This window comes from Robiginitalea biformata HTCC2501, from assembly GCF_000024125.1.
Taxonomy (GTDB): Bacteria; Bacteroidota; Bacteroidia; order Flavobacteriales; family Flavobacteriaceae; genus Robiginitalea; species Robiginitalea biformata.
On record NC_013222.1, the window covers coordinates 3039566 to 3056333 of the forward strand.

General features: G+C 54.0%; 15 protein-coding genes. 4 read left to right on the top strand and 11 right to left on the bottom strand.

The features are described from left to right. Positions 1-73: 73 nt before the first annotated feature. From RB2501_RS13455 to RB2501_RS13485, 7 genes are all read right to left on the bottom strand, one after another. Positions 74-2335 (bottom strand): xanthine dehydrogenase family protein molybdopterin-binding subunit, encoded by a 2262-nt coding sequence (locus RB2501_RS13455; RefSeq protein ID WP_041327272.1) that lies wholly within the window; start codon positions 2333-2335, stop codon positions 74-76. Positions 2336-2380: 45 nt separating this feature from the next. After that, on the bottom strand, positions 2381-2842 hold the full coding sequence (locus tag RB2501_RS13460; protein ID WP_015755404.1) for a (2Fe-2S)-binding protein: 462 nt from the start codon (positions 2840-2842) through the stop codon (positions 2381-2383). A gap of 99 nt (positions 2843-2941) precedes the next feature. After that, positions 2942-3541, bottom strand: a complete 600-nt coding sequence (locus RB2501_RS13465) for a flavodoxin family protein (protein WP_015755405.1) — start codon at positions 3539-3541, stop codon at positions 2942-2944. Further along, complete coding sequence (locus tag RB2501_RS13470; RefSeq protein WP_015755406.1) at positions 3538-3912, bottom strand: helix-turn-helix domain-containing protein; 375 nt, start codon at positions 3910-3912, stop codon at positions 3538-3540. The genes RB2501_RS13465 and RB2501_RS13470 overlap by 4 nt, the downstream gene beginning before the upstream one ends. Before the next feature lie 12 nt (positions 3913-3924). Then, positions 3925-4374 (bottom strand): nuclear transport factor 2 family protein, encoded by a 450-nt coding sequence (locus RB2501_RS13475; RefSeq protein ID WP_015755407.1) that lies wholly within the window; start codon positions 4372-4374, stop codon positions 3925-3927. Positions 4375-4424: 50 nt separating this feature from the next. Beyond that, positions 4425-5333: an alpha/beta hydrolase gene (locus RB2501_RS13480; RefSeq protein WP_202944101.1), complete on the bottom strand. Its 909-nt coding sequence runs from the start codon at positions 5331-5333 to the stop codon at positions 4425-4427. Between the two features lie 172 nt (positions 5334-5505). After that, positions 5506-7254, bottom strand: a complete 1749-nt coding sequence (locus RB2501_RS13485; protein ID WP_238528074.1) for a carboxylesterase/lipase family protein — start codon at positions 7252-7254, stop codon at positions 5506-5508. 50 nt (positions 7255-7304) lie between these two features. Between RB2501_RS13485 and RB2501_RS13490 the strand changes: the two genes are divergently transcribed. The 4 genes from RB2501_RS13490 to arsB all read left to right on the top strand — a co-directional run bounded on the left by RB2501_RS13490 (position 7305) and on the right by arsB (position 10615). Then, a complete protein-coding gene (locus RB2501_RS13490; RefSeq protein ID WP_015755411.1) occupies positions 7305-8210 on the top strand; it encodes a helix-turn-helix domain-containing protein in 906 nt (301 codons plus the stop codon). Between the two features lie 58 nt (positions 8211-8268). Next, positions 8269-9054, top strand: a complete 786-nt coding sequence (locus RB2501_RS13495) for a hypothetical protein (protein WP_015755412.1) — start codon at positions 8269-8271, stop codon at positions 9052-9054. A gap of 163 nt (positions 9055-9217) precedes the next feature. Next, positions 9218-9550: an ArsR/SmtB family transcription factor gene (locus RB2501_RS13500; RefSeq protein ID WP_015755413.1), complete on the top strand. Its 333-nt coding sequence runs from the start codon at positions 9218-9220 to the stop codon at positions 9548-9550. Between the two features lie 6 nt (positions 9551-9556). Continuing rightward, on the top strand, positions 9557-10615 hold the full coding sequence (gene arsB / locus RB2501_RS13505) for an ACR3 family arsenite efflux transporter (RefSeq protein WP_015755414.1): 1059 nt from the start codon (positions 9557-9559) through the stop codon (positions 10613-10615). 19 nt (positions 10616-10634) lie between these two features. Here the strand turns inward: arsB and RB2501_RS13510 are convergent, their stop codons facing one another. The 4 genes from RB2501_RS13510 to RB2501_RS13525 form a co-directional block, all read right to left on the bottom strand. Beyond that, a complete protein-coding gene (locus tag RB2501_RS13510) occupies positions 10635-12809 on the bottom strand; it encodes a TonB-dependent receptor (protein WP_015755415.1) in 2175 nt (724 codons plus the stop codon). Between the two features lie 90 nt (positions 12810-12899). Next, positions 12900-13235: a hypothetical protein gene (locus RB2501_RS13515; RefSeq protein ID WP_041327274.1), complete on the bottom strand. Its 336-nt coding sequence runs from the start codon at positions 13233-13235 to the stop codon at positions 12900-12902. Between the two features lie 79 nt (positions 13236-13314). After that, entirely contained in the window at positions 13315-13689 is a 375-nt protein-coding gene (locus RB2501_RS13520; RefSeq protein ID WP_148214385.1) for a DoxX family protein, read from the bottom strand. Positions 13690-13693: 4 nt separating this feature from the next. Further along, a complete protein-coding gene (locus RB2501_RS13525; protein ID WP_015755417.1) occupies positions 13694-16768 on the bottom strand; it encodes an efflux RND transporter permease subunit in 3075 nt (1024 codons plus the stop codon).

The following is a 16768-nucleotide window of genomic DNA, read 5'->3' on the forward strand; positions in this document are numbered from 1 at the left end:
CAAGGGCTTGGGATACCTGTACTGGTCAAAGCAACAAGCTTTGACGCAAACCGCGCGGGTTTTGAATATCCGGCTATCCGACTATAGCCGGCCGGTCCGTTGCAAACGGCTGGCGGTACAACCGCCGCCCGCTTGCTTTGTAGATGGCATTCGCCAGGGCGCCCGTTACCGGCGGGAAGGGCGGTTCGCCCAACCCGGTCGGGTCGATGTCGTTCTCGACAAAGTACACCTCGATGTTCTTTGGCGCCTCGGCATGACGGATGATTTTATACTTGTCAAAATTCGTTTGGTTTGTGCGACCGTCCGTAAAGGTTAATTCGCCGTACATGGCATTTCCTACCCCGTCCACGATAGCCCCTTCGGCCATGTTGGTCGCGGCATCCGGATTGATGACAATCCCACAATCCAGGGCGCAAACCACGCGTTCAACCTTCGGGGTGTTCCCTTCCATGACCACGTCGATGACATGTGCTGCATAACTGTTGTGGCAAAAGTACGCTGCCACGCCCCTGTGGACGCCCCGGGGGGATTGATCCCAATTCGATTTTTCGCGTACGAGTTTCAGAACCCCGGCAAGTCGATCCGGGTCGTAGTCATTGTTTTCGCCAACCGGGTTATTTTTTGCCCGTTCAATCAATTCCAGCCTGAAGTCAATAGGGTCTTTCCCCGCCAGCTCGGCTACCTCGTCCAAAAAAGCCTGCTCCACCCCGGCCATGAAATTGGAGCGTGGTGCCCGGAAGGCACCAATGGTGATATTTGAATTGACCTCCCATTGCTCGGCCAGGTAATTTTCCACCGCACCCGCCGGGAAGCGGTTGGCGAACAAAGGGGTTTCCGGGATTCCGCCGGCCTTTACATGGAAGGCGACCAGGTTGTTATCCGCATCCAGTGCCGCGCGGTAGGTGGCGTGATAGGTAGGCCTGTAGATCCCGCAGGTCATGTCGTCTTCCCGGGTATAGACCAGTTTTACCGGTTGGCCCACTTCCCGGGATATCAGCGCGGCTTCTACTGCGTAATGGCCGTAGGCGCGACGCCCGAAACCGCCTCCCATCCGCGTCAATTCAATCTCCACCTTCTCGGGAGGCAGGTTCAATCGGGCGGCTACTGTGGGTTCGGTAAGGACCGGCGCCTGTAATGGCCCGGCGAGCTTGGCCCCTTCTTCTGTTACATGGGCGAAAAAATTCATGGGCTCCATGCAGTTGTGCGCGAGGAACGGGCAGGAATACGATCGCTCGATTACCTGGGCGGCCCCGGCAAAGGCGCGTTCCGGATTGCCGTCTTTACGCGCCGTTGTGCCCGACCCGGCAGCCATCTCCTCCATCTTTGCATAATGGTCATCAGTGCTTTCAAGCCCACCCGGGACTTCAATTTCCATCTCGTTGCCAAACCGGTCCATTTTGAACCGGGAGTCGGATATAGGTTCCCACTCCGCCTGTACACTTTTCTTCGCATTCATCACCTCCCAGGTGGATTTACCCACAACGGCTACCAGGTCGGTAAATGCATTCGTATCAAAATACCCCCGTGTAAAGCTGTCCTCCAGCGTTTTGATCTGGATAACATCTACAATGCCCGGCATGGACCGGGCCGCGGTTGCATCAAAGGATTTCAATCGCAATCCGAAGGCCGGCGGATGGATCACCATGGCCGTAAGCGCCCCTTCATACTGGTAATCCAGGCCAAACAACGGCTTCCCGGTAATGATTTTCCGGGTTTCCACGTCCTTTTTAGAGGTTCCGATAATGGTAAAGTCTTCCACGTTTTTCAGGGTAACCTCCTCAGGTACTTCCAGGGTCGCTGCCAGTGAAGCCAGGTCTCCGAACCCGGCCGTATTCCCGGAGGCTTCGTGCGAGACAACACCATTAGAGACTGAGATTTCCCCGATCGGTACCGCCCAGGTTTGAGCAGCGGCCTGCTTTAGCATTTGTTTGGCAGATGCGCCCGCTATACGAAGGCCCTCCCACCTCCGGCGGATGCCCTGGCTCCCGCCGGTGAATTGCCAGCCGTAGGCCTCCTGGTCAAAGTTCGCCTGTTCCACCAACACATCCTCCCAATCGACATCCAGCTCATCGGCTACAATCATCGGCATGGAGGTGATGACCCCCTGGCCGAATTCGGGATTGGGGGCCATGATGGTGACCAGGCCGTTATCTCCGATCTTCAGGTAGGAATTGATCTCGAACCATTCATCCGGCATCTCCCGTACAGCCACTTCATTGGAATCTTTGGGTTTACAGGCATTGAAGATGCTAAAACCAAGCACCAAACCCCCTCCGGCCAGGCTGGTGTTCTTGATAAAGGCACGTCGCCCCATATGCGTTTTTACAAGCGTCATATTTGATATTTTATTTTTATTAAACCGGGTTATCCCGTGGTTTGCTTAGCTTCCCCCCTGGGCTGCCTGCTTTACTGCTTTCTTGATCCGCACATACGTGCCGCACCGGCAGATATTGCCATTCATAGCAGATTCGATATCCGAATCCGAGGGGTTCGGGTTTTGTTTCAGCAGGGCGCTGGCCGTCATGATCTGGCCTGCCTGGCAGTATCCGCACTGGGGAACGTCTACATCCAGCCAAGCCTTTTGTACCGGGTGATCGCCGTTTTCGGAGAGGCCTTCGATAGTCGTCACCTCCTGATCGCCTACCGCCGAAACGGGAAGCATGCAGGAACGTGTTGCTGTATCCCCGAGGTGGATCGTACAGGCGCCGCACTGGGCGATCCCGCAACCGTATTTGGTACCTACCAGGTTCAGGTGGTCGCGAAGTACCCATAAAAGCGGGGTTGCCGGATCCACGTCCACCGCCATGGTGGAGCCGTTGATTTTCAGGTTGAAATTTGCCATATGTGGTTTTTAATCCTTTAAAATTAAATATTCCGGCGGGCCTCGGGGTATAAAATTCAAACATTGCCCCCGGCTGCTTGTTAAACTTTTGTAAAATGCTCACTCCCGGGTTAAAACCCCAATTTCTTCAAGCCAGTCCTTTACAGACCCGGAAACCTGGGCGTGTCGCTGGCCGCGGATCGCCAGATAGATCCCGTCCCTCTCACTCCCTCCCCGTGTGGAATATCCCTCAAGGATATTGCATTCTTCGCAAAGCAGGGCCAATTGGCGGAATGAACTGCCCACACCATATCCGCCATTCGTGTTGAACGGAATGACTTCCTTACCTTCGAGGTCATGGGTTTGGAGGAAACTTTTAACCGGTGGCGGTAATTTCATTCCCCAGGTCGGAAATCCAACAAAAACCCTGTCATACACCCCGACTTCCACCCGGGTCTTCAAGGGCGGCAGGTAGCCGGATTCATTTTCCCGTGCCACCTGACGAACGATATCCTGGTATTCCTTAGGATACGGGGTTTCCAATTCAAGGCGGACCATATCGGCCTCAACCAGGTCCCGGATGATTTGTGCAACGGTTTCGGTATTCCGCGTACGCGTCAGATAAACAATCAGTGTCTTTCCGGAATCTGCTGTGGCCTCCTGGCAGGAGGTTTCAGGGCTTGCCAGGACAAGGGAAATCAAAAGGAGGTAATATTTCATTTCGCTTTCTTTTGACGGTCCCTGAAAACAGTTGGGGGAACACCTGTGTGCCTCTTAAAAAATGCGCTGAAATTGTTGGCTTCCCGGAAGCCGAGCGACCAGGAAATATTCGCGATTTTCCAATCGGTTTCCCACAGCAGTCGTTTGGCCTCCAGGACAAACCGTTCATTGAGCACCTCCGTGGTGGTTTTGCCTGTAACTGCCGTCAGTGCCCGGTTCAGGTGGTTCACATGAACTTGAAGCACCCGGGCAAAATCGGAAGGCTTGCGGAGTTGCACGGGCGCGTGGTCTCCATCCACGGGAAATTGCTGTTCCAGGTGCTGTTTAAAGACCCGGACCAGGTCCGAGTTCGCTTTACCCTTTCCAGTCAACTGCTTCGTCAATTAATGCGAGATCTCGTGGGTGTCGCGGACACTGCTGAAGGTGAGGGCCAATAATTGCCAATTATCCCCTTCCCTCTTGTAGACCTCGGTGACCGTAAATTCATTGGATACGTCATTTCCCCGAACGTGGGCCATCAGGGTGATCCGGTTCCACAGGACGGCGGTATCCCCGAAGACTTCCACCGCCACGTCATGTACATCGGCCTGTTTGTACCAGATGCTCCCGGTTTTGATGATTTCGAGCTCCCGATCCTTTTTCCAGGAACCGCTCATGTGGACGAACTTGGACTTCTCGTGAAAAACCTTGTCGAGTTCCTCTGTGTTCTTGTCTGCCATCCACTGCCATTTGGCCTGTGAAAGTTTCTCGATTTCCTGCTTAACAGCCGCATCCTGCGCGAATGTTGTAACTCCTATTACAAATACAAATAGACTGATAAATCTTGTTTTCATTTTCTTATGTTTAGAATTCATGTTGCTCCAATTTTTATTCCATATTTCAGTCAGCGTTCGAGTTGCCGTTCCCAAAAACGCGTGGCCAGGTCCAGCCATCCTTCAGCTTCCGTCCCCGTACCCAGGCCAAAACCGTGACCCGCGTGTTCATATCTTTTATATTCCACATCCACCCCGGCGCCTTTCAGGTTGGCAACCCGCCTTTCCACGGTGCGGATGTCGACAATTGGGTCATTCGCCGCCACCGTGATAAAGGCCGGAGAAAAATCGTTCGAATAGGCAGCCTGCCCCGTATAGGCAATAACTGCTGCGGCCGGTTTGGGCAAATTATCTCCCCCATAGGCAGACACGCCATCCCGGGCAATATCCCCCACCATCCGGGCACCGGCCGAGCCGCCCCAAAGCGAATACCCCCCGGTGTCCACTTGTAAATCCCGGGCTTGTCGAAATAGGTAGCTGATGGCTGCGGCTAAGTCTTCGGTTGCCCATCGCCCGCTGCCAATTCGATAGCGTATGACAAAGGCATTGTATCCCTTTTTACTCAATTCACGCGCCAGCGGAAAGCCTTCGTGCAGGGATCCCACATAGGAAAATCCCCCGCCCGGGCAGATGATGGCCATCGGGGCACCGGGTTTTCCCCGGAAAAAGAAGAGGCCGGTATTCTTTTTATCCGGGTTTTGCCTTTTTTGGTCCTCGGTATAATAATCGTAAAATATTTTGTTCCCCTCGCCTACCTCATCGATCATATCATTCAAGGCCGCTAGAACATCGTCGGGTTTCACCCGGCTGTGGTAAGGCATCAATGACGCTACATTGCGCAGGGGAACATGGTAATAGCGAGTATTGTCGTCATGCGGCAACAGCAAGCGTCCGAATTCCCCAAAGGCCGTGTGGGCCACAATATCCCCCACCCGGTTGTTCTTATTTAAATGCCTGCTTTGTATATCCGATTGACGCACCTGAGTCGTTTTTTCCGGTTTATCCGCACCATTATTCCGGCAAAATATTCCGGGTATGGAGATACATATGGCAATTATGAAAGCACGGAAGAAGCCGGTTAAAATCATGGCAATTATTAATTTGCTTTTTCAGTTTCGGGTTTTGCGAATTTTCGCCCGCTTTATCACCTTCTCAAATCCCCCTGGTTTGTACTGTTGCACGGAGTAGCTCCATAACTTTCTCAATCACATCCAGACGTTCTTTTCTGGGATCCGGTTTGCCAACCGGGTTGCCGTCGGGTTGGATTTCGAGAATCCTGTTGCCTGCAGGTGTATATTCAGGCCATTGTGGCAGCCCGTTGGCATTGGGGTTACCTGTCCTGGCGAAGTTTACCCAATAGGCATTCATTATTCTCGCAACTTCTTTGTCTTCTGGCGTTGGAGGGGGCGGGGGCGGTCCGAAGCCCCCTACTCCGAGTTTGTTAAAAACAAACGCGACATCTGTTCCGTGACCAGGCCCAAAGGTCATTCGCTCCTTCATAGCCGCCGGTACATACGAAAAGAGAAAAACGTACGCCGGCTGGTCAACGGCAGCAACCGAACTTGCTGCAAACCGTGCGGGCTCCCCCCACACCCAATCCGTATTGAACCGGGTTTGTACCTCGGCAAATTCTTTACTGTTCCCAGGGTCATAAGCAGCTCGCGCTTCATCTTCAAGATCCCCGAACAAAGCGAATAACTCTGCCTTAGAACTGCTCGAGTTAACAAATCCGCCCCCAATCTCCGCGCTGTTATTTCCGATCATCAGCGGTACCTTCGCCTGTCTTCCTGCCTTGTAGGCACTCTCGGCAGTCTCCACAACAAATTCCCCGTCGAGAATGGGGCCTGAATAAATTCGTGGCCCTCCCTGCCCATCATATTCCTGCCCGCCGTCTACAATCTCCTCAACACTCAGGGATCGAAGTTTTTCCAGGGTAGCCGCATCGCTACCTTCTATCCCGTGTTTACGGGCAAAGTTTACGCCGATGGTTTCGGCTGAAATGGGGTAAAGTGCGTCGGCATCGTCCTTTCGTATGGGCCTGCCTGTAAGGACTCCGTCCCTTCCGCCGCTGGAATGACCGATTGCCTTGTGAAAAAGCCCCTGCGCGTCCGGAATGGTCATGAGCGCATGGATGGCCACGCCCCCGGCCGAAAACCCGAAAATGGTCACATTTTCCGGATCGCCCCCAAAGGCGGCAATATTCTTTTGCACCCACTTGAGGGCGGCAATGTTGTCCATAAATGCATAACTGCCTTTGTCCTCATCGGGATGCTCATCACTCAGGGCGGGAAATGCATAATGGCCCAAACGACCCAACCGGTAATTAACCGTAACCAGGATAACTCCCTGTTTTGCAAATTCATCGCCAACCGTCCCTGCCCCGGAACCGCTGCCGCCTGTAAAACCGCCGCCGTGAAACCATACCATTACCGGCAATTTTTCATTAGCCCCGGCATCTGCAGGAGCCCAGACATTGAGATATAAACAGTCTTCAGATGACCCGTCAACAATGGTGCCCGGAGCTCCCCCCCAGCCCGACTGTGCGCAAATTGGACCGTAGTCTACGGCATCGCGCACTCCTTCCCAGGGTGTTACCGGCTGTGGGGGTCGCCAGCGATATTCGCCAATCGGGGGAGCCGCAAAGGGAATTCCCTTAAAACTGGCAACAGCCTCGGCCTGTACTCCCCGCAATTCACCGTCCGCTGTACTGACAATGGGGTTTTGCGCGGTAGCGGTAAGCGATAGAATCAATAAAACAATAGAAAATAGTGGCTTCATAAGTGACTCATTAGGATTTCCTTCGGGGAATTTTGACACACTACAAATATGGATACGAAAGAGCGGAAGCCTAGTATATGAAATACGGTTAGTCATACCATTATTACCGATGGCCAGGCACATCCTGTTGAGAATGACACTGATTGCCTATTTTTGATGGTAAATAGCCGACAATGAAAAACATGGTGGAACTGGAAATGGTCAATGACTACTGCAAGGGGCTGGGATTGTCCGCAAGCCACCCTTTGGTAACCGTCGTGGATTTGTCCAAGGCCGACTGGAAGCCGCGCAAGGGTACCCGCTCGGTGCGCTATCATTTTTACGGGATTTTCCTCAAGCAGGGGCAACAGTGCATCATGCGGTACGGCAGGCAGAATTACGACTTCCAGGACGGGACTCTTGTTTTCGTGGGCCCGGGCCAGATAGTCAACATCGAACATATCGAAACGGATTACCAGCCAACGGGCTTCGCCTTGCTTTTCCACCCGGACCTGCTCCTGGGAACCCAACTCGGGAAAGTTATCGACTCCCATTCCTTCTTTTCCTATGAGCTCCATGAGGCGCTGCACATATCCGAAAGGGAACGGCAAATCGTACTGGACTGTTTTTCCAAAATAGAATTTGAATTGCAGCAGGGAATGGACCGGCACAGCCGGAAACTGGTCACCTCAAATATCGAATTGTTCCTGAACTATTGCCACCGTTTTTACGACCGGCAATTTTTTACCCGGGAACACAAGAACCAGGGCGTAGTAGGCAAATTTGAAAAATTACTCAATGGCTATTTCAATTCGGACAAACCCCGGGAAATCGGGTTGCCGACAGTTGCTTATTTTGCCGGGGAACTGCACTTATCGCCCAATTATTTCGGGGACCTGATCAAGAAGGAAACCGGAAAGTCCGCCAAAGACCTGATCCAGGATAAACTCATCGAAACGGCCAAGGCCCGGACCTTCGACACGGACAAATCCGTCAGTGAAATCGCCTTTGACCTGGGGTTTAAATACCCCCAGCATTTTTCCCGCCTTTTTAAGAAGAATGTCGGTTATACGCCGAATGAGTACCGCATGCTGAATTGACAGCCGCGCACTGATTGCTATTTCTATGTTCATTAAATCTATCCGACGTACCTGTTCAATGGGGATTCTGGCCATATTGTTCATGGTGACCGCAAGGATACAGGCCCAGGACCGGGATTCCACTGCCGTTCTGGACCGGTTTTCGGGCCAGGTTCTACGCGAAGGCATCCAACCCAGTGAACCCCTGCTGGACCATGTTAGCGGTTCCTTTTCCGTGACCAATAATGGCATCTCGCTCATCCCGTCATTTTCCCTGGGCGACCCGGCAGCAATCTTCCTTGGAAAGTTTGCCCGGAAGCGTTTTAGTGTGGAGCCGGATATCCGATTCTCCCTGCAGGGGAGGCCCTGGACCTTGCTTTTCTGGTTTCGCTACCAGGCTGTTGACAATGAGCGGTTCTCACTACGTGTGGGGGCGCATCCGGCCTTAAATTTTCGCACCGCAACTGTGTTGGATAATGGCGTGGAAAAAACCATCAACAGTGCGCGCCGATTCCTGGCAGCCGAACTGGCGCCCAGTTTTAAAATCAGTGAAAAAATTCAGGTCGGGGCCTATTACCTGACCTCCTGGGGCTTTGACGACACCTCGAAACGGGTGAATTTTGTGACACTGAACAGTACGCTGTCCGACCTGGACCTCGCCGGGCGTCTCTATATGGTCCTCAGCCCCCAGGTGTTTTACCTGTCTCAGGATGCGCTGCATGGATATTACAGTACGCTTACTGCGACACTTGCCCTCCGCAACTGCCCTGTTTCGATTTCAGCACTCTTTAACATGGCTATTGATACGGATATCCTCCCCGAAGAAGATTTTATCTGGAGCCTGACGCTAACGTACGGTTTTTAGTCCGTTTCAGCATACACAGAAATTTGAACGCTTTGGGTCTGCAAGAAACCCAGCGGATACTTCCCAGGGAAAACCTCCCGGTTTGGCGCCCCCCCCCAAAAAAAATCTCGCTTTTTGTAAAAGTTGTCATTGTATATTGTAATATTGCAATAAATTAATAATAATGGGATTGACCAAGTCCGAAATATTCACCGAGCAGCAGAATGAACTGGCCCTGATCGCCAAGGTGTTTGCCCACCCGGCGCGCATTGCCATCCTGCAACACCTTTTTCGTGTAGATGCCTGTATCTGCGGGGACCTGGTGGAGGAGATCGGGCTGGCACAACCTACCGTTTCCCAGCATTTGAAAGAGCTTCGCAGTATGGGGCTGATTAAGGGCGATGTGGACGGGACCCGCGTCTGTTATTGCATTGACCGTGAAAACTGGAATGCGATGAAAACGGAATTCAGCCAGTTCCTGGACCAGGATGTCCATTTAAAAGATACTTGTTGTTAAACATTTATGGCAAAAAACGCACCGAAACGCCTCGGTTTCCTCAACCGCTACCTCACCCTATGGATTTTCCTGGCCATGGCCCTGGGGGTGGGCCTCGGATATGGATTCCCCCGGATCGCCTCCGGAATCGATTCCTACAGCAGCGGCTCCACGAACATCCCCATTGCCATCGGGCTGATCGTTATGATGTACCCGCCCTTGGCCAAGGTAAATTACAGCCTGCTGCCCAGGGTGTTCCGCAACCTGAAAGTGCTATCCATCTCCCTGCTCCTGAACTGGATCATCGGGCCCGTGCTCATGTTTGTGCTGGCCGTCCTCTTTTTGGGAGACCATCCCGAGTACATGGTGGGGCTCATCCTGATTGGGCTGGCCCGCTGTATTGCCATGGTCCTGGTCTGGAACGACCTGGCCGAAGGCAGCAGCGAATACGGCGCCGGGCTGGTGGCCCTGAACAGCATCTTCCAGGTGTTCGGTTACAGTTTTTACGCCTGGATATTCATCACCGTCCTTCCCCCCTATTTCGGCTTTGAGGGCGCCCTGGTAGATATTTCGATTGCCACTATTGCCGAGAGCGTTGCCATTTACCTGGGCATCCCGTTTGCCCTGGGCATCCTCAGCCGTTGGCTCCTGGTCCGGGCAAAAGGCGTGGAATGGTACGAAAATAAATTTATCCCAACCATCTCCCCCCTGACGCTCATCGCGCTCTTGTTCACCATCGTGGTCATGTTCTCCCTGAAAGGGGAACTGATTGTCGAAATTCCCGGGGATGTGCTTTTGATTGCCGTTCCCCTGCTGATCTATTTTGCCCTGATGTTCCTGATCGGCTTCTTTGTAAGCCGGGCCGCCGGGGCCACCTATGACAAAAACGCCGCCATTGCCTTTACGGCTGCAGGCAACAATTTTGAACTGGCCATTGCCGTGGCCATCGCCGTTTTCGGCCTGAATTCGGGCCAGGCATTTGCCGGGGTCATCGGGCCGCTTGTAGAAGTCCCGGCCCTGATCCTGCTGGTGCGGGTAGCATTTTGGCTCCGGGATAAATACTACCCCGGAACCCAAACCGCCTGACAATCGATTCCCCGGGAGGTTACAACTGCCACTTAAACCCGCCATTGACGACAAAACCGTCCACCGGGGCGTAAATGTCCCGGAATTGCGGGTCGCTCAGGTCGCCGGTATAAATGGTGTCGAAGGCCGTCTGCCGGGTGTCCAGGAAATTCTCAAAATTCAGGTAAACGGACAGGTGCTCCCCGAGTTTCTTCTCGGTCATCACCCCGGTAATCCAGTAAGCCTGCCCGGTGGTCCCGTCGCTGAGTTGCTGCGGGCTGAAATAATACGCCTCCAGGCCAATCCAGAAATTGTCGTGTTTCTCATACATCAGCACATTGTTGAGCCGATGTTTTGCCACGAGCGGAAAATCGGAGGCCTCCCCGTTGTAGTGTTCCTTCACGTTCGCATAGGTATACCCCACAAAGAGTTTCAGGTCGCCGTAGCTCCACTTGAGGTTGACCTCGGCCCCGTGGGTATCCACATACCCGTCGGGTTGGGTAAACTCAAAGAGGTTGCCGGCCGGGATCAGCAGCAGCGGGTCTGCTATGCGGGTGTAATAGAACAGCACATTGGAGGACATGACCAACCCGGGGGCCAGGGGCATCCGGTGGTTGATATCAAAATTGGCCCCGGCCGATTCCTCGGCTTTCAAGGCTCCCATATCCAGGGGCAGGATGTTCCGGAATTGCAGCCGCTCGGCGTCTTCCGAGAAAACCGTGGGGGTTTTGTACCCCAGCCCGCCCCCCAGGCGGAACGTCCACGCGGAGGCCGGGTCGAACATCAGGGAGAAGCGCGGCAGGGCATACCAGCCATAGCGGTTCTGGTAATCCAGGCGGAAACCGGATTCCAGGGTCCAGAGGGGTGCCAGGTTCCAGGTATTCTGTACGAAGCCGCCCAGGGTGGCGTTGGAATACCCCAGGTCCCGTTCCGGGTCGCCCTCTGATTGGGTGAAGCGGTCCGTCCACAGGTTGAGCCCGGTGATCCACTCGGATTGTTCGCCTCCCCAGGAAATATTCGCCTCGGAAAAGGACGAAAACTGCCGGCCGCCAAAAGCGTAATTCGGAATGGCGATGGACCGGTCGTAAAAATTCAGGCTGTTTTTAACCTGCAGCCTCCCGGTCCCGCCCAGCCCGTGGTCCAATTCGAACTGGGTGGAGATACGGTCCGTTTCGTTCGCTTCAAAATAGGGGTCTGCTACTTCTTCACCTTTTGCAAACGCAATATTGCCCCCCAACCGCTTTTCGGTAACCAGGTTCACCCCGGCATGCATCTTAGTAGCATCGTCAAAATAGACAAACAGCTTGGGGTTCAGCGTAAACCGGTCGAATTCCGGGATGGCCGTCAGGCCGATGTCCGCAGGGTCATAAGGAGTGCCCATGTTATAGGATGCGAATACCGTAGCGCCCCAGTTTCCATATTTCTCCGAATAGAAGCCGCTGGCATCCAGCCCCAGGGCCGACGTCCCGTTCAGCATAAAACTCAGTTCTTCCTCTTCCCCCGGGGTTTTGGTGATCAGGTTTACCAGGCCGGCAATGGCCCCGCCCCCGTACAGCGTGGAGGATGCGCCTTTGATGACCTCCACCTGTTTGAGGTCCAGGGGGGCAATCTGCATCAGGCTGAGCCCGCCCGAAAACCCCGAATACAGCGGCATCCCGTCCCTAAGCAACTGAGTGTATTTCCCGTCCAGGCCCTGGATCCGGATGCTGGAATTATAACTCGTTGCCGAAGTCTGCTGGGTCTGGATCCCGGTACTTTCATTGAGGAGCATCCGGATATCCCCGGGCTTCATGTTGCCTTTCTCGGCGAGCTCCTCCCCGGCGATAAATTCCACCCGGGTAGGGATATCCGCAATGGAACGGGTGCTGCGCGTGGAGGTGATGGTAACCTGTTCCATCTCCTCATGGGCGGGGTGGAGTTCAATTACCGGTTCCGGGTCCCGGGCCGGCAAAGGGAGGTCAAATGTTTGTTCTTGCGGTTCAAAACCGATATAGCTGAACCGGAAGGTATGTGTTCCGTCGGGGATATCGGTCAGCAGGATGGTCCCCGTGGTATCTGTGGTCCCGCCCCGCTCCAGGGCTTCGATCAATACGGTTGCCCCGATAAGGGGTTCGCCGGAATCGGCGTCCCTGATGGTGGCGCGGAAATCGTTTTGGGCAGCCAGCCAGCCTGAAACCAGCAGGGCACACCCTATGAGTATATTCTTGATTTTCATCTTGAAAGTTTTTGGAATTCGTGCAAGGATGCGGAACCGGAATTCGCCCGGTCCACCTGTTGGCGCGGCGATCAGTCTACCGGCGCCTGGTTATAGGAATTCCGTAAAGATGGGCGGTCGCAATGGGCGGTGTCCCGGAGGGGATTGAAACCGGGTGGAGCGGCGATCCGCAATGAGTTGGCGAGCCTCCGGCATTGCGGACACCTCGGGTTCGACGGCCTGGGGTACGACGCACCCCGGGCAGGAGCCGCAGGCGTAGAATGGCGAACACGGGCCTTCCCCGTCGGGTGCTTCCCCGCAAGGCGCATCGGTGTGCCCGGCCGTTTCGGGTGCCGGGGTTTCCGCGCAACCATCCCCTTCCGTACAGCAGGGTACCGCAGACATCAAAAGGGTCAGGCAGGCAAAAAGGCAGGCCATGAATCGCATGGGGTAAAGATACTGGATTTCAGGGAACCGGCTGCCGGATTTTCTATCCCCGGGTCATCTACACAGCAATAGTAAAATGCTATTTAAACAGGGGGCGGTACTTCTCGCGGTTGTCCCAAAGGATCCAGAGCAGGACGGCCCAGACGAGCAGGGCAATCGGCAGGCCGGAAGGCCCCACGAAAATATGGGTAAGCAGGATGCCGACCGCTACCGGGAAGAAAATCAACGCCCCCAGGGCTCGCGTTTTGGGTATAATAATCAGGATCCCTGCCAGGATTTCAGCAATGGCAATCAAGGGCATCAGCCAGGAAATTTCCGTCAAGGCCCCGAAATCTTTGACCATGGCCTCGGGCAGGTCCTCCGGCGCGGGCATGTAGTTGAAGAATTTGTTGAGGCCCCCGTTGAGGAGCAACAGGCCTAACAAGGCCGAGAGGATATTCAGTGCGATCCGCATAGTATCATTTTGCATTCACCAGTTTATATACGCAGGGAATAATCACCAAATTCAGCACCGTAGCAGACAGGAGCCCACCCAGGATTACAACTGCCATCGGGCTCTGGATTTCATTGCCCGGCTCCCCTCCCTTAAGGGCTAGCGGGATCAGGGCCAGGCCCGTGGTAAAGGCAGTCATCAGGATGGGATTTAACCGGTCCAGAGCACCCGTCTTCAGGAGTTTTGTTCCATCCATCCCCACCTTCCTTAAATCTTCATAGCGCGATACCAGCAAAATACCGTTACGCGTGGCAATTCCAAAGAGGCTGATAAATCCGATGGTGGCCGCGATACTTATGATCCCTGAAGTGAAGTAAACGATCAGGATGCCTCCTATAAGTGCCAATGGCAGGTTGATCAGGACAATGAAAGACAGTTTCACATCCCTAAACTCAAAATAAAGCAGGAGGAAGATGACCAGGATGGCCAGGATGGCAGTTATCAACAGTAAGCGGGAAGCTTTGGCCTCGCTTTCAAACTGTCCGCCATAATCAATGCGATACCCTTCCGGAAGATCAATGGATCCTTCTATGATCTTTTCTATATCATTGACCACCCCCCGAAGGTCACGTCCCTGCACGTTGGCAGCCACCACTATTTTTCGCTGTACTTCCTCGCGGCTAATGGTATTGGGGCTGCTAACGGAACGAATCTCAGCCAATTGATCAAGGGGTGCCTGCCCGCCACCCGGAAGGCTGATCAGGGCAGATTCAATGGCCTGAATTTGGTTCCGCCATCTTTTCTCGAAGCGGACGACCAGGTCAAAGTACCGCTGTCCTTCGTAAATCTCCCCTGCCTTTTCGCCTGCGAAAGCCACATCTACCTGCTCCATAAGATCTCCTACTGTCATGCCGTAAGCTGCCAGTAGCTGCCTGCGAGGGGTAATGCGAAGCTGGGGCACTTCAATCTGCTGGTCCACGGCCACATCTGCAATACCATCCACCGACCCGATGGCCGATTCAATCTCCTTGCCCAGTTCAAATAACCGCTGCAGGTCATCCCCGAAAATTTTGATGGCAATATTGGCCCGGGTCCCGGAAAGCATATGGTCAATGCGGTGGGCAATAGGTTGTCCGAGGGTAATATTCACCCCCGGAACAACACTCAGTTTGGTTCTGACTTCCTCAAAAAATGCTTCTTTGGTCTTGCCGTCCAGGGTAAAAGGCACGTCAATCTCCGCGGCGTTCACTCCCTGGGCGTGCTCGTCCAATTCCGCCCGCCCCGTCCGGCGGGTTACCACCTCTACCTCCGGCATCTCCAGCAGCAGGCGTTCGATCAGTTCCCCGTTTTTATTGCTCTCTTCCAGGGACATGCCCGGAACTCCCACAGCGCTGATCACCAGGGACCCTTCGTTAAATTCCGGCAGGAAGCTCCGGCCCAGCTGGGTAATTAGGGCCAGGCTAAGCAGGAATATCCCGGCGGTTATGCCAATAGCCATTTTGGGAACTTTCAGGACCCGGTCCAGCAATCGGGTATAATGCTCCTGCAACCAGCGCTCCACCCGGGTTCCCCCGGCCTGTTTTGTGAGCACGTCTTCCCTTCGGAGTAAATAGGAACACAATACGGGGGTAACCGTCACTGCCACCAACAGGGAGGTAAGCACTGAAGTGATAAAAGCGATCCCCAGTGGCCTGAGCAGCCTGCCCTCCATCCCGCTCAGGAAAAACAACGGAATAAAGGAAACAATGATGATTAAAGTGGCAATGATAATGGAGCTTCGGATTTCAATGGAAGCATCTTTAACCACCGTTAAAACAGGGAGTCGTTCCCCTTTTGGCCTACGGATATTTTCCCGGAGCCTCTTAAATACGTTCTCCACATCGATAATCGCATCGTCGACCAGGGCTCCGATGGCGATGGCCATCCCACCGAGACTCATGGTATTGATCGTATATCCCAGCAGCTTGAGAACGATAATGGAAACCAGCAACGATATCGGTATGGCTACCAGGGAAATGACCGTTGTGCGCCAATTCATTAAAAAGATAAACAGGACCAGGACGACAAAAAATGCCCCTTCCAGCAAGGTTCGGTTAAGGTTGTCAATTGAGGCATCGATAAAATTGGCCTGCCGGAAAATATGGTTTTTAATTTCCACCCCAGGCAAGGTCCGCTGCAGGTCCGAAATAGCAGCGTCGAGCCGGTCGGTGAGTTCCAGGGTATTTACTTCCGGCTGTTTGGAAAGGGTAAGGATCACGGCCGGGGATGCATTCAGGGAACCATCCCCGATTTTATCGGCGGCCCCAATTTGTACGGTGGCCACATCTCCCACTTTCACTGTCTGCCCATTTACCTGCTTCAGGGTGGCCTCCCGAATTTGGTCGGGCGAATGCGCTCTGCCGCTTCCCTTAATAAGGTACTGGTTCCCATGCTGATTGAGGATGCCTCCCGGCGCGTTCCTGTTGCTCTCGGCCACTTTCTGAAGCAATTCCTGCAGACCTACGTTGTAGTACTTCAATTTTTCAGGGTTCGCCAACACTTGGTATTGCTTGTAATCGCCACCGATTACGATCACATTGGCAATGCCTCCGATGGATTTGATCCTGGGCCGGATGACCCAGTCCGAAAGGGTGCGCAACTCCATGGGGGATAAACTGTCGGACCGCACGCCCAGCAACATGATCTCCCCCATGATGGAGGAGATCGGCGCCATGGTTGGGGTACCCACCCCCTCAGGCAGGCTTTCCTGTACCACGGGGATGCGCTCGCTCACTATCTGGCGGGCCCGGTAAATATCGGTGCCCCACTCGAATTCTACCCACACAATGGAAATGCCGCTAGCAGAGGAGGAACGGATCCTCCGCACGTTGGGAGATCCGTTCATAGCCGTTTCCAGCTGGTAGGTAACCAGTTTTTCAACTTCTTCGGACTCCATGCCGTGGGCTTCGGTCAGGATCGTAACGGTTGGGGCAGTCAGATCCGGGAATACATCCACATTCATGGTACGGGCCAGGTAGATGCCCGCTGCACTCAGCAGGGCAGCCCCCAATAAAACCACCAGGCGGTTGTGCAGGGAAAGGGTCAGTATTTTGTTCAGCAT

What these genes read in the sequence shown, in the direction of transcription:
- RB2501_RS13455 (WP_041327272.1), bottom strand. Translation starts at nt 2,335, where the DNA reads ATGACGCTTGTAAAAACGCATATGGGGCGACGTGCCTTTATCAAGAAC.
- RB2501_RS13460 (WP_015755404.1), bottom strand. Translation starts at nt 2,842, where the DNA reads ATGGCAAATTTCAACCTGAAAATCAACGGCTCCACCATGGCGGTGGAC.
- RB2501_RS13465 (WP_015755405.1), bottom strand. Translation starts at nt 3,541, where the DNA reads ATGAAATATTACCTCCTTTTGATTTCCCTTGTCCTGGCAAGCCCTGAA.
- RB2501_RS13475 (WP_015755407.1), bottom strand. Translation starts at nt 4,374, where the DNA reads ATGAAAACAAGATTTATCAGTCTATTTGTATTTGTAATAGGAGTTACA.
- RB2501_RS13485 (WP_238528074.1), bottom strand. Translation starts at nt 7,254, where the DNA reads ATGTGCCTGGCCATCGGTAATAATGGTATGACTAACCGTATTTCATAT.
- RB2501_RS13490 (WP_015755411.1), top strand. Translation starts at nt 7,305, where the DNA reads ATGAAAAACATGGTGGAACTGGAAATGGTCAATGACTACTGCAAGGGG.
- RB2501_RS13495 (WP_015755412.1), top strand. Translation starts at nt 8,269, where the DNA reads ATGGGGATTCTGGCCATATTGTTCATGGTGACCGCAAGGATACAGGCC.
- RB2501_RS13500 (WP_015755413.1), top strand. Translation starts at nt 9,218, where the DNA reads ATGGGATTGACCAAGTCCGAAATATTCACCGAGCAGCAGAATGAACTG.
- arsB (WP_015755414.1), top strand. Translation starts at nt 9,557, where the DNA reads ATGGCAAAAAACGCACCGAAACGCCTCGGTTTCCTCAACCGCTACCTC.
- RB2501_RS13510 (WP_015755415.1), bottom strand. Translation starts at nt 12,809, where the DNA reads ATGAAAATCAAGAATATACTCATAGGGTGTGCCCTGCTGGTTTCAGGC.
- RB2501_RS13515 (WP_041327274.1), bottom strand. Translation starts at nt 13,235, where the DNA reads ATGCGATTCATGGCCTGCCTTTTTGCCTGCCTGACCCTTTTGATGTCT.
- RB2501_RS13520 (WP_148214385.1), bottom strand. Translation starts at nt 13,689, where the DNA reads ATGCGGATCGCACTGAATATCCTCTCGGCCTTGTTAGGCCTGTTGCTC.
- RB2501_RS13525 (WP_015755417.1), bottom strand. Translation starts at nt 16,768, where the DNA reads ATGCTGAACAAAATACTGACCCTTTCCCTGCACAACCGCCTGGTGGTT.